The organism is Mycobacterium sp. E735 (assembly GCF_001666955.1).
In the GTDB taxonomy this organism is placed as follows: Bacteria; Actinomycetota; Actinomycetes; order Mycobacteriales; family Mycobacteriaceae; genus Mycobacterium.
Window position 1 is genome coordinate 25,118 of record NZ_LZIX01000145.1, and the last position, 11,153, is coordinate 36,270.

Genomic DNA, 11,153 nt, shown 5'->3' on the forward strand with positions numbered 1-11,153 from the left:
TGCCGCTCGATAGATGCGCAGTCACGGTTGGGCAGGAAATGCGCCCGCCTCCGACGAGGAGGCGATCGAGCGCATCCTCGATGCCGCCGACCGGATCATCGACGAAGGCGGCTCGGCGATGCGGATCGCCGACGTGGCGCGGGCGCTCGGGGTGACCCGGCAGACCGTTTATCGGTACTTTCCCGGGACGCAGGCTCTGTTGGTGGCGTCGGCCATGCGGTCGGCCGACGGCTTCCTGGATCGGATGGCCGCCCACCTCGAGGGCGTCACCGACCCGGTCGTGGCGATGACCGAAGGGATGGCCTTCGCCATCGAAGAGTTGGCCTCGGACAACCAGGTCGAAGTCGTGCTGAGCCAGCGCCACCGGGGCGGGCAGAAGGTGTCGATCATCTCCGATACCGCCCTGGCGTTCGGGCGGTCGATGCTGCACCGCTACGACATCGATTGGGAAAGCTACGGTTTCGACGAAGCCGGCCTCGACGAGCTGAATGAATTCAGCCTTCGGGTGCTGCACTCGTTCCTCGCCGACCCGGGGCGGCCGCCGCGCAGCGGTGCCGATCTGCGCCGGTACCTCACCCGCTGGCTGGGGCCGGCGATCGCCTATCCGCAGTTGGTGCGCGCGATGGGCGCGCTGCAGACGCCCGAGCCGCGCACGCGGCGGCGCCCTTCCAAGGCATCGTGACAATCGGCGACGGGCTCGGTTGACGACAACCACAAGGAGCGGGCATGACCGGCCTCGGACAGATCGCGCTCAATAGCGCGCCGGTATTCGGTGGGGCGATGCTGGCCGTCGCCGCCGGCCAGTTCCGCGGCCCGGATTATCGGGGCATGATCGCGCAGGACATGGACCTGCTGGAGCGGTTGCCGCCGGAGGCCGCCGGGCGACGCGCCGAATTGCAGCGCACCATCGACGCCCGCATCGACGACCTGATCGAGACCTCCGACCGGGGGCGGGCGTTGCGCAAGGCGGCATTGTCTTACCAGGGCAACTGGCGGGACTTGGTGCTCCTGGTCTGCGCGGTGCTGTTCACCATCATCTGGTGGGACGTCGACCACGACAGGGGCAACTGGCTACCCATGTTCGTCCTGCTGATCCTGCTGACCATCGTGACCGCCGCCTACGCGTTTCGCGGCGCGCTGCGCGCCGCCGGTTCGTTGGTGCACAGACGATCCCAGGCTCCCGGGTCGCGGTAGCCCGGTGTGGGCCCCCGCCGCATAACGCGCGCGTTTGGTCAGCCTGTGACAAGATCGCGCTGTGAAGGCGCATACCCTCGGCGGTCTGATTGGTGCTGTGCTGGCGCCCTTTTGGGCGCTTCCGGTTGCCCCGCTGACGGCGGCCGACCCGTGCCCCGATGTCGAGGTGGTGTTCGCGCGGGGCACCAATGAGCCGCCCGGCGTCGGCCGAATCGGTCAGAGTTTCGTCGACACCCTGCGCTCGCACGTCGGCGGCAGGTCCCTGGGCGTCTACCCGGTCGACTACCCGGCGACGACGGATTTCCCCAGGGCCGTGGACGGCATCAGCGATGCGGGCGCGCACGTCGAACACATGGCGGTCTCCTGCCCGCGAACCAGGATGGTGCTGGGCGGATACTCCCAGGGCGCGGCCGTGATCGGCTTCGTCACCGAAAGCGCCGTCCCCGACGGGGTGCACCTGGTGCAGGCCCTGCAGCCAATGCCGGCGGAGGTTTCCAACCACGTGGCCGCGGTCACGCTCTTCGGCAAGCCGTCGAGCCAGTTCATGAACATCATCAACGAGCCGCCGGTGACGATCGGTCCACCGTATGCGGGCAAGACCATCGAGTTGTGCGTGCCCGGCGACCCGATCTGCTCGGACGCCACGAACCCCATTGCCCATCGGCAGTACGTCGAAGCTGGCATGGTGGATCAGGCGGCGGATTACGCCGCCGGCCGCATATAGCTCAAACGCTCGGGGAGGCCACTGTGGCCGCTGACGAAGCTCCGATCGAGGGCGCCGGAAGCGCGGCCTTCGGTGTCGCCGATCGGCTGGCGATCATCAACTTGTTCGGCGCCTACGCCTACACCTACGACCACGACCGGCTCGACGAGTTTCGCGCCTTGTTCACCGAATCCCCCGAGCTCGTCCTGCTGCACGAGGGCCAACCGCTGTCGGCTGACATCGACACGGTGATGAGCCTGCTCGCGGCCCGGAAGGCAGCGTTTCGGGCCGAGCACAATCAACGCCGCCATGCGCTGAACTCGTTCTGGTTCTCCAGCCAGGGCGCGGACGAAGCGACCGGGCACTGCTACGTTCAGGTCTTCGCCATCTCAGACGGTGGGCCGCCCCGTCCCGACCTGACCGGCTGTTACGACTTCACCGCGGTCAAACAGGACGGCCGCTGGCGGTTCAGCCGGTGGGTGGTGGGCATCGACCAAACGCAAACCCAGTGAACGTGCGCCCTGGCCCAAACCCCTTTTGTCGCAAGGTAATTCGGCCTCAGCGTGGCCCGGCCCCCGCCTCCAGGACCTCGAGCGCCGCATCGATGTTGGGTATGATGGTCGGGCCGTAACTGTTCACCAGCTGTCCGAGCGCGCGGGCGATGTGCGGTCCGACCGCGCCGGCGGCGAGCACCTCCTCGGCCAAGACGATGCCGTTCACCAGGTGGGCGGCGCTCAAGCGGCCGTCCGGGGTGACTTCGTAACGCCAGTCGCCGATCTGCACCCGCTCGGGCTGCGACCGGAAGAAGCCGCGCCGCGCCGGGACGAGGATCACCCCCGGAACCCCGCAGAAGACCCTGAGCACCAGCCCGACTCCCCCGGGACCGGCCAGCGTCGTCCCGATGGCGTGGCCGACCCGCTGTTGATCAAGGCTTGTCATCAATCACTCATGGGCAGGACGAACGACGGCGTGAGGGTTTGCGGCTCGCCGCCGCGACGCACCGCGGTTCCGGCCACGTAGAACTCGACGGTGTGATGGCCCCACGCGTAGTTCGAGATGGCGAAATGCACGCCGACGACGCCGGTTCCGCCATCGCGTTCGGCTTCGCTCTGCATACGCGACATGGCCAGCTCGCGAGCCTGGTAGCTCCCCTGCGTCCACTGCGGCATCTCGGCGTTGCGTCCGACCTGGCTGAGCGTGCGCAGGAACCCTTGCACGGCAATGTGAAACACGCAGTTGCCCATGACGAACGCCACCGGGGCGAATCCCGATCGCAGGAGCGTGGTCAGGTCTTGCCCGGACAGGTGGCTGGTGAACGCCTGCCCGTTGGGGCGCCGGTAAACGCCGGGCTTCTCCGTGTAGCGCACCGCGGTCCCGACCGCGATGAACTCCAGATGCTCGCCCTCGCCCTGATGGCGCCATTCGAGCCGGACGCCGACCACGCCGTCCGCGCCCAGCGAATCGGCCTCCGCCTGCATCCGCGACATCGCGTTCCAGCGCGCCCGGTAGGTGGCGTCGGTGAGCACGGGCAGTTCGGATTGCTGCCGAATGCCGGTGAACTGGTAACCGACGTGGTAGACCGAGACGCCCATCACCAGTTCGATCGGCTCGAACCCGGCCCCGTGCAGCAGCGCGAATTCGTTGATGGACAGGTCGGAAGTGAACACCTTGCCTGCGTGCGACAGTCGTTCGCTGGCAACTGGGTCGAGCGGGTTCGGTTGCATTGTCAAAACACCCTCCTGCGGTTCGCAGGACAGCGTATGTCGCGCGACCGCGACGCACACCCCCAACGTGCGACTTTCCAGTGGACCCCGGGCGAAATGACGGTGGTCCGCGATCGTGGGACCCGGCGCCTCGCGGAGCCGGCAGGCACGCGGCGAGATCGATTTGCTGCCGGGCCGTTCAGCCCGCGGCTTGCTTGGCCCCGATCATCCTGTGCAATTCGTCGACCGACCACGGTTCGGCCTGATGGTGGTCCCGGTAGCCCAGCAGCCGCGGCGTCGGCCGGTCGAAGCGCCCGACGAATCCTCCTGCGGCAACGAAGATCTGGCCCGTGACGGCCCGGGAGAGGTCGCTCACCAGATACGCGTAGAGCGGGGCCACGAAGGCCGGCGGGGCGCTGTCGAGGGAGGCCCGCATGGTCATTTCGTCCAGCAATCCGCGGCGATGCAGGTCCTCGATGTGTCGTTCGTATTCGGCGCCGGTGGACAGCCGCGTCCGGGCGCCGGGACACACCACGTTGGCCCGCACCCCATGCGGCTTCAGTTCCGCGGCGATGGCCACGGTCAGGGCGTTCACCGCTCCCTTGCCCGCGGGATAGCCGGTGCCGCCGTAATCGCCCAAGAAGGCGACCGAGCTGGTGGTGACGAGCGCGCCGTGCCCCTGCGCGGCCATCACACGACCGGCCGCCCGGCACGTGTGGAACGCCGAACCGAGGTGAGCGCTGATCAGGCGGTCGAACTCGTCCGGCGAGATGTTCAGGATCGAGGACCCTGGCGGCTCGGCAACCCCGGCGCAGTTGATCAGGGCGTCCAGCCGCCCATGAGCGCGTACACACTCGTCGACCAGCGCCCCGGCGACGCGCTCCTCGTTCGCGGGTCCGACCACCGCGGTGGCGCGCCCGCCGGACGCCGTGATCGCGGCGACGGCCTCCTCGACGGCGTCCTCGTCGCGCCCATTGACCACGACACCGGCGCCCAGAGCGCTCAGCAGTTCGGCGACCGCGCGCCCGATTCCCCGGCTGCCGCCGGCCACCACCACCCCGCGGCCCTCCAGCAGGCGGTCTGTGTCATTCACCGCCATCGGCGCCGGAAAACGTTGTGCGCGAGAGGCTCTCGACACCGGTCGACGGCGCGTCGCGCGAGTTTGGTCACGAACATTAGGCGAACAGTACCCAGCGAGCGTACAAATGAGAACCTCACCCTCCGGTTGCGCGCCGACGGTCCCGGCACCTTTGCGGCTAACCCGTGAGGGCGTCAAAACGGCTGGCCAACGCTCACTTGGCTATATTCTGGCGGTTTGCTGTGATCGTCCTCGTTGCCCGACGGCTGCGGTTGCCGACGCGTTTCGGCCCCAATCGGGCCAAGCGATCGCGGGCGTGTGCGATGGGGCGTATAGTCAAGATCGAAGTCCGTTCTGGACGTGTCGCCGTTTAGCTCAAAGCGGCCAGTCAGCCGCACGGCTACTGAGCATGATATGGCTCCGGCGAAACGAACCCGAGTCATCTCTCTCGTTGGTATCCCGTACGCGTTGTCTAAACGACCCAGTCCTGCGGATAGAGGTGGAGTGAGGCGATTCTGCGCATGACCGCACGCCTCGCTGCACACGACTCAGAGGAGTGAGTCAGCAATGCAAAAATCTCTGTGCAGCAAAGGTTTCAGGATCGACCGCGCCAACATCGGGCGCGTGCGCCTATGACTGATGTGATAACAACCCCGCGCCCTGCCGAGTGCCGCGACAAGAAATCCGACGATTCCTACGACGACGTGGTCGAAATGTTCGTCGAACTGCGCCAAATGCCCGCCGAGTCGCATGAGTACGGCCGCCAGCGCGAACGCATCGTGGCCCGTTGTCTGCCTCTTGCCGACCACGTGGCAAGCCACTTCGCCCGCCGGGGTGAAGGCATCGACGACCTCGTCCAGGTGGCGCGCCTGGGTTTGATGAACGCTATCAACCGGTTCGATCCCGCCAAGGGACCCAGCTTCATCGGCTTCGCGGTCCCGACCATGATGGGCGAGGTCCGTAGGTACTTCCGCGACTACAGCTGGGGGATGCGGGTCCCCCGGCGGCTACGCGAACTGCACGTGCAGATCAGCAGGACGACCGGGGACCTGGCTCAGAAGCTGGGCCGCGCGCCCACCGCGGGCGAGCTGGCACAGGTGCTGGAAGTCCCCCGCGAGGAAATCGTCGAATGCCTCGTGGCGGGCGACGCCTACCGGCTGGATTCCCTGGATGCCCCGGTGGGCGCCGACAGTTCGGGCACGCCCCGACTGGTCGCCGACGCCGTTGGCGGCCTCGACCCGCAGATCGAGCACATCACCAACCGCGAGGCGCTGCGTGTCCTGGTTGCCGGCCTGCCCGAACGCGAACGCGAGGTGTTGCGCATGCGGTTCTTCGAATCGATGACGCAGAGCCAGATCGCCGAGCGCATCGGGGTGTCACAGATGCAGGTCTCCCGCATCCTGGCCAGCACCCTGCGCTGCCTGCGCGACCAATTGGAGTAAACAACTCATCGCCCGCCAGGGGCCTTCGGCGCCACGCCCGCGCCACGCCGCAATGTACTGTGCGATTCGGGAACGAACTCGACTGCGGCGCCGAAGGCGGCCTGGGAAGGGAGCTCGAACGATGAGGACTTCACGGACGGTGGCCGCGGGAGTCGCGGCGACGACGGCGCTGGCGGTGGCGGTGTCGGGGTGCGGCGGCAAGAATTCGACGCCTTCGACGTCCAAGCCGGGGTCGTCCAGCTCGGCTACCAGCGCCCAGAGCTCGGCGCCGGCATCGTCGGGCCCCGCCCAGCCGAGTGACTACACCGGGTTGCTGATCCAGGCCAGCGACATCAACGCCCCGATTCCGTTCACAGCCACCCCGCCGACCACCAACCCGAACGGCCAGCCCGGCGTCGCGACGACGTTCAAGGACGAGGACGGCAGCCACGTCATCAAAGACACCATCCAGGTGTTGGCCGACCCTGGCGCCGCAACGAACGCGTTGAACGCGGCCAAGGGCGGTCAGGGTGACGTGATCAAGAACCCGACCACGCAAGCCGCCGCCGTCGGGACGGGCGGAACGACCCTGCTGGGTAACTCCCCCGACCACAACAAGGGTGTGACCCTGCTGATGTTCACCGAGGGCAGGGCCTTCGTGACACTGCAGTTCGACGGACCGCCCGACACGCTGGCCCCCGCGGATTTCGTCAACGACGTCGGCCAGAAACAGGACGCGGCCATCAAGAAGGGGCTCGGCGGCTGACCGAGAGCTGACCGCCCACAATCCGAGGAGCCCGATGACCGTCATCAACGGCATGCCGGCCCATGCGCTGCTGCTGCACTTTGTCGTGGTGCTCGTACCCGTGACCGCCCTGCTGGAGATCGTCTGCGTGTTCTGGCCGACGGCGCGGCGCGGCCCCCTGTTGTGGCTGGCGGTGATATCGGCCATCGCCACCATGGTGCTCACGCCGATCACGGTGGACGCCGGGGAATGGCTGTATGACCTGCGGACCAAACCCAGCGCGATCCTGCAAAAGCACGCCGCCCTGGGCGGCACGATGACCTACTTCGCGGCCGCGCTGCTGGCGGCCGCGTTGGTGCTCGTGGCGATGCGCCTGATCGAACGCCGCTCAGACAAGAGCCGTGTGGCCGTCCGGGCGACCATCGCGATACTGGTGCTCGCCGTCGCCATCGCATCGACGATCCAGATCTACCGCGTGGGTGATGCTGGGGCGCAATCGGTTTGGGGTGACGAGATCGCGCGTCTGCAGAAATCGCACCCGGGTTAGCGGTCATCGCGGCGCCTATGCGGTTGGCGTGAGGAGAAAGAGCCGGAATGTGCGCCGGCCCGCGCGATCCTGGGCGACCTGGTAGTTCGGCCAGTGCGCCACCGCCGTGGACCATGCTTGGTCACGTTCCGCGCCGGTGAGCAGCCGGACCGATGCCACGAAGCGATGGCCGCGCCTGCGGACGGTAACGCGTTGTGTCGCTTTGAGGTTCGCCGACCACGAGGGATGGCGCTCTCGGCCCCAGTTGGAGCCGACCAGCAGCAACCCGCCGTCGAGCGGCACGTACTGCACGGTCGCGGTACGGGCGAGGCCCGTCTTGCGGCCCGACGTGGTGATCTGTACGTTCGGCAAGCCCACGAGATCGAGTACACCGAACCGTCCAGTCGTCGCGAAGCGAAGCAGCGCCTCAAGACTTTCCGCGACTGGCCGGCCAGTCAGGACGAGCCGGCGGTAGGCCGCCGGATTCCGGGCCACCCGCTGCAGCGGATTCATACGCAGACTGTATTCCCGGCGGCCCCAGCGCGGGCATCGGAGCGGTGAAATGACCCTGACGGCTGGGGTTTCCGATGCCGGCGCTCGGTCACGCCTTCCTGGCGCCCACCGATTAAATAAATTGCTTGATTTAATACGATGGTCCGTGTTCACTTGGGCGATGACCGCCGAACGGGCCGCCCGCTCCGACAGGTCGACGGGCACCCGGGAGGCGATCCTGTCGGCCGCGGAAGTGCTGTTCGCCGAGCGCGGCATGTACGCGGTATCGAACCGGCAGATCAGCGAGGCGGCCGGGCAGGGCAACAACGCCGCGGCTTGCTATCACTTCGGCACCAGGACCGACCTGCTCCGGGCGATCGAGGACAAGCATCGGAAGCCGATCGAGGCACTGCGCGCGCACCTGCTGACCGCAATCGACGATTCGGCCGACCTGCGCGACTGGGTGGGCGCGCTGGTGCGGCCACTGACCGATCATCTGCATGCGCTGGGCACCCCCAGCTGGTACGCCCGCTTCGCCGCCCAGGCGATGGCCGATCCCACGTACCGCCACGTCGTCACCAAAGACGCGCTCGCGTCGCCGCTGCTGGTGCAGACCATCGACGGCATCAACCGTTGCCTTCCCGACCTGCCCAGGCGGGTGCGGTCCGAACGGATGGTCATGGTGCGCAACCTGCTCATGCACACCTGCGCCGAGCACGAAGGCGCTCTGGCCGAGCACGGGCCGCGTTCGCGTTCGGCCTGGCCGGTCGCCGGGGAGGGCCTGATCGACGCGATCGTCGGCCTCTGGCGCGCACCGGTCCATGTGAGCGCGGCGCGCACCTAGCCCCGCCGCACACCAGAACAGGCCAAACCGAGGAGCACGATGACCGACGTCTCGACCGACACCGCTATTCCGGAGTTTCCCATGTCGCGGGCGCCGGGTTGCCCGTTCGCCCCGCCGCCAGAAGTGCTGCAGCTCAACGCCGACAGACAGTTGAGCCGGGTCCGGATCTGGGACGACAGCACGCCCTGGCTGATCCACGGCTATGAGGCGACCCGGGCGTTGTTCACCGACTCGCGGACCAGCGTCGACGACCGGCTCCCGGGCTATCCGCATTGGAACGAGGGCATGCTCGCGACGGTGCACAAGCGGCCGCGTTCGGTGTTCACCTCCGACGCCGAGGAGCACACCAGGTTTCGCCGGATGCTCTCAAAACCGTTCACCTTCAAGCGGGTTGAGGCGCTGCGGCCTGCGGTGCAGCAGATCACCGACGACCACGTCGACGCGTTGCTGGCCGGCCCAAAGCCGGGTGACATCGTCAGCACGTTGGCGCTGCCGGTCCCCTCCCTGGTCATCAGCCAGTTGCTGGGCGTGCCCTACCAGGACGCGGATTTCTTCCAGACCCAGGCCCAGCGCGGCATGGACCGCTACGCCACCGAGGAAGACACGGCGCAGGGCGCGGCGTCGCTGGCGAAGTACCTGGCGAACTTGGTGCGGGCCAAGATGCAAAGACCCTCCGAGGATCTGGTTTCCGACCTCGCCGAGCGGGTCAACGCCGAAGAGCTCACCGTGCGCGAGGCGGCCCAGCTGGCCACCGGTGTGCTCATCGCCGGTCACGAGACGACGGCCAACATGATCAGCCTGAGCGTCGCGGCCCTGCTCGACCATCCCGACCAGCTGGCGCTGATGCGCGACACAGACGATCCGCAGGTGATCGCCGTCGCGGTCGAGGAATTGATGCGCTACCTCAGCATCATCCAAACCGGCCAGCGGCGGATCGCGGTCGAGGACATCGACGTGGGTGGCGAGACCATCCGAGCCGGCGAGGGCATCATCCTCGACGTCGCTCCGGCGAACTGGGACGGCCGGCAGTTCCCCGACCCGGACCGCCTGGACCTGCGCCGCGAGGACGGACCGCACGTCGGGTTCGGCTACGGTCGCCACCAGTGCGTCGGGCAACAGCTGGCCCGGATGGAATTGCAAATCGTCCTGCCCACGCTCCTGCGTCGCGTCCCAACCCTGCGCCTCGCGGCGCCGCTGGAAGAACTGCCCTTCAAGCACGACGCGCTGGCTTACGGTCTCTATGACCTGCCAGTGACATGGTGAAACCCGACCCGGGCCCGCAGGTGCCCGACTTGCGGGCGTTCGCTGGAAAGCGTTGCGCCGCTGGGCAACGAGCTGACGGCCGAGGCCCGGCCCGTTGACATCTTGCTCAACAACGCCGGCATCATGACGCCGCCGCAACGCCAGGAGGCCCGAGGCGGCTTCGAATTGCAGTTCGGGGACTCCCACACGTGCGCCTCGTTTATGGTGGATGGTCTGGGGCTCGCCCAGGTCGACGAGATCGGAATCGACAAGGTGATGTGGTCGTCGGACTACCCGCACAACGAGAGCACCTACGGCTACTCGGAGCGGTCGCTGGCCGCGGTCGTCGACGCCGTCGGTACCGAGAACACGGTCCGCGTCGCCAGCGCAAACATCAGAACGTTCTCGGACCTGTGAGATGACCGAATCACTCAGTGTCCCGGGCACACTCATCGACATCCCCGATGAGCCGGATAGGGCGCGCATGCGTTCCGAGACTGGCGCTAGGCTGCGGTCCGCGATGGCCGATCACGGCGTGGACGCGCTGATACTGCTGATGAACGGCTACGTCGGATACGCGACGGGCGCCAGTTGGCCGCTCTTGGACGCGGGGCTGTCGCACGTGGAGCGCCCGGTCGCGGTCGTGCTCGCCGACGACGAACATCCGCACCTGTTCATGCCGTTTCGCGGCGGAGCGTCCGCGGAATCGCCGGTGCCCGACGACCATCTGCACGGGCCCGTCTACCTCGAATTCGACCATGGCGTCGAGCAATTCGCGCGTGAGCTGGCTGGGCTGATCCCACCGGGCGCGAACGTCGCGGTCGACGAACTGACCGGAGCGATGCGAAGGGCCGGCCGCAGGCTGTTCCCCGGGGGCGAGCCGACGGATGCGGCGATCGTGGTTGGTGCTGCGCAATTGGTGAAGACTCGCGATGAGTTGTCCTGCCTTCGCCGGGCCACCCGCATCACCGAACAGGCGATCGTGGACGTGCAGCGGGCGTTGGCGCCGGGGGTCCGCCAGATCGACCTGTCGGCCACACTCCGGCTTCTCGCGAACTCGGCATCACCTGCCAGATGGCCTCCAGCATGTTCGTGGTGGCACCCAGCTCGAAGGCGCGACGCACCAGCGTGGCCGACAGGTCGATCTGGCGGACCCCCGGCGCCAACGCCCGCTGCACGTCCACGATCGCCTGTTCGGTGTCCTG

The 11,153-nt window shown here is 67.6% G+C and carries 13 protein-coding genes and 3 pseudogenes; 12 read left to right on the forward strand and 4 right to left on the reverse strand.

Annotation, left to right across the window (positions count from 1 at the left end; translation table 11 throughout):
• Window positions 1–13: 13 nt before the first annotated feature.
• From A5704_RS11610 to A5704_RS11625, 4 genes are all read left to right on the forward strand, one after another.
• Window positions 14–682 carry a TetR/AcrR family transcriptional regulator gene (locus tag A5704_RS11610; RefSeq protein ID WP_067750236.1) on the forward strand — a complete coding sequence of 223 codons (669 nt, stop codon included), beginning with the start codon at window positions 14–16 and terminating at the stop codon, window positions 680–682.
• 44 nt (window positions 683–726) lie between these two features.
• Window positions 727–1,194: a hypothetical protein gene (locus A5704_RS11615; protein ID WP_067750233.1), complete on the forward strand. Its 468-nt coding sequence runs from the start codon at window positions 727–729 to the stop codon at window positions 1,192–1,194.
• A gap of 61 nt (window positions 1,195–1,255) precedes the next feature.
• Window positions 1,256–1,918, forward strand: coding sequence for a cutinase family protein (locus A5704_RS11620; protein WP_369828454.1), 663 nt, complete (start codon window positions 1,256–1,258; stop codon window positions 1,916–1,918).
• Between the two features lie 23 nt (window positions 1,919–1,941).
• The gene (locus A5704_RS11625; protein WP_067889104.1) at window positions 1,942–2,409 is read left to right on the forward strand and encodes a nuclear transport factor 2 family protein; all 468 of its coding nucleotides are present in this window, start codon (window positions 1,942–1,944) and stop codon (window positions 2,407–2,409) included.
• A gap of 46 nt (window positions 2,410–2,455) precedes the next feature.
• On the opposite strand, the gene A5704_RS11630 is transcribed toward A5704_RS11625, so the two are convergent.
• The 3 genes from A5704_RS11630 to A5704_RS11640 form a co-directional block, all read right to left on the reverse strand.
• A complete protein-coding gene (locus A5704_RS11630) occupies window positions 2,456–2,836 on the reverse strand; it encodes a DUF5073 family protein (protein ID WP_067889107.1) in 381 nt (126 codons plus the stop codon).
• The gene (locus A5704_RS11635) at window positions 2,836–3,621 is read right to left on the reverse strand and encodes a heavy metal-binding domain-containing protein (RefSeq protein WP_067750227.1); all 786 of its coding nucleotides are present in this window, start codon (window positions 3,619–3,621) and stop codon (window positions 2,836–2,838) included. Before A5704_RS11635 ends, A5704_RS11630 begins: the two co-directional genes overlap by 1 nt.
• Before the next feature lie 178 nt (window positions 3,622–3,799).
• Window positions 3,800–4,699, reverse strand: a complete 900-nt coding sequence (locus tag A5704_RS11640) for an SDR family NAD(P)-dependent oxidoreductase (RefSeq protein WP_067889110.1) — start codon at window positions 4,697–4,699, stop codon at window positions 3,800–3,802.
• Window positions 4,700–5,310: 611 nt separating this feature from the next.
• Here A5704_RS11640 and A5704_RS11645 point away from each other — a divergent pair.
• The 3 genes from A5704_RS11645 to A5704_RS11655 all read left to right on the forward strand — a co-directional run bounded on the left by A5704_RS11645 (window position 5,311) and on the right by A5704_RS11655 (window position 7,391).
• Window positions 5,311–6,120, forward strand: coding sequence for a SigB/SigF/SigG family RNA polymerase sigma factor (locus tag A5704_RS11645; protein WP_067750223.1), 810 nt, complete (start codon window positions 5,311–5,313; stop codon window positions 6,118–6,120).
• A 121-nt stretch (window positions 6,121–6,241) separates the two neighbouring features.
• Window positions 6,242–6,865, forward strand: a complete 624-nt coding sequence (locus A5704_RS11650; RefSeq protein ID WP_067750221.1) for a hypothetical protein — start codon at window positions 6,242–6,244, stop codon at window positions 6,863–6,865.
• 34 nt (window positions 6,866–6,899) lie between these two features.
• Entirely contained in the window at window positions 6,900–7,391 is a 492-nt protein-coding gene (locus tag A5704_RS11655; protein ID WP_067889113.1) for a DUF2231 domain-containing protein, read from the forward strand.
• Between the two features lie 15 nt (window positions 7,392–7,406).
• Here A5704_RS11655 and A5704_RS11660 read toward each other — a convergent pair whose 3' ends face one another.
• Window positions 7,407–7,883, reverse strand: coding sequence for a nitroreductase family deazaflavin-dependent oxidoreductase (locus A5704_RS11660; protein ID WP_067889116.1), 477 nt, complete (start codon window positions 7,881–7,883; stop codon window positions 7,407–7,409).
• A gap of 145 nt (window positions 7,884–8,028) precedes the next feature.
• Between A5704_RS11660 and A5704_RS11665 the strand changes: the two genes are divergently transcribed.
• The 5 genes and pseudogenes from A5704_RS11665 to A5704_RS29750 form a co-directional block, all read left to right on the forward strand.
• A complete protein-coding gene (locus tag A5704_RS11665) occupies window positions 8,029–8,706 on the forward strand; it encodes a TetR family transcriptional regulator (protein WP_067889120.1) in 678 nt (225 codons plus the stop codon).
• Window positions 8,707–8,745: 39 nt separating this feature from the next.
• Window positions 8,746–9,969 carry a cytochrome P450 gene (locus A5704_RS11670; protein WP_067889123.1) on the forward strand — a complete coding sequence of 408 codons (1,224 nt, stop codon included), beginning with the start codon at window positions 8,746–8,748 and terminating at the stop codon, window positions 9,967–9,969.
• A 39-nt stretch (window positions 9,970–10,008) separates the two neighbouring features.
• A pseudogene (locus A5704_RS28810) lies at window positions 10,009–10,155 on the forward strand (short chain dehydrogenase); the annotation flags it as partial.
• A pseudogene (locus A5704_RS11675) lies at window positions 10,141–10,365 on the forward strand (amidohydrolase family protein); the annotation flags it as partial. The pseudogenes A5704_RS28810 and A5704_RS11675, both read left to right, overlap by 15 nt.
• Window position 10,366: 1 nt before the next feature.
• A pseudogene (locus A5704_RS29750) lies at window positions 10,367–11,153 on the forward strand (aminopeptidase P family N-terminal domain-containing protein); the annotation flags it as partial.

What these genes read in the sequence shown, in the direction of transcription:
- A5704_RS11610 (WP_067750236.1), top strand. Translation starts at nt 14, where the DNA reads ATGCGCAGTCACGGTTGGGCAGGAAATGCGCCCGCCTCCGACGAGGAG.
- A5704_RS11615 (WP_067750233.1), top strand. Translation starts at nt 727, where the DNA reads ATGACCGGCCTCGGACAGATCGCGCTCAATAGCGCGCCGGTATTCGGT.
- A5704_RS11630 (WP_067889107.1), bottom strand. Translation starts at nt 2,836, where the DNA reads ATGACAAGCCTTGATCAACAGCGGGTCGGCCACGCCATCGGGACGACG.
- A5704_RS11635 (WP_067750227.1), bottom strand. Translation starts at nt 3,621, where the DNA reads ATGCAACCGAACCCGCTCGACCCAGTTGCCAGCGAACGACTGTCGCAC.
- A5704_RS11640 (WP_067889110.1), bottom strand. Translation starts at nt 4,699, where the DNA reads ATGGCGGTGAATGACACAGACCGCCTGCTGGAGGGCCGCGGGGTGGTG.
- A5704_RS11645 (WP_067750223.1), top strand. Translation starts at nt 5,311, where the DNA reads ATGACTGATGTGATAACAACCCCGCGCCCTGCCGAGTGCCGCGACAAG.
- A5704_RS11650 (WP_067750221.1), top strand. Translation starts at nt 6,242, where the DNA reads ATGAGGACTTCACGGACGGTGGCCGCGGGAGTCGCGGCGACGACGGCG.
- A5704_RS11655 (WP_067889113.1), top strand. Translation starts at nt 6,900, where the DNA reads ATGACCGTCATCAACGGCATGCCGGCCCATGCGCTGCTGCTGCACTTT.
- A5704_RS11660 (WP_067889116.1), bottom strand. Translation starts at nt 7,883, where the DNA reads ATGAATCCGCTGCAGCGGGTGGCCCGGAATCCGGCGGCCTACCGCCGG.
- A5704_RS11670 (WP_067889123.1), top strand. Translation starts at nt 8,746, where the DNA reads ATGACCGACGTCTCGACCGACACCGCTATTCCGGAGTTTCCCATGTCG.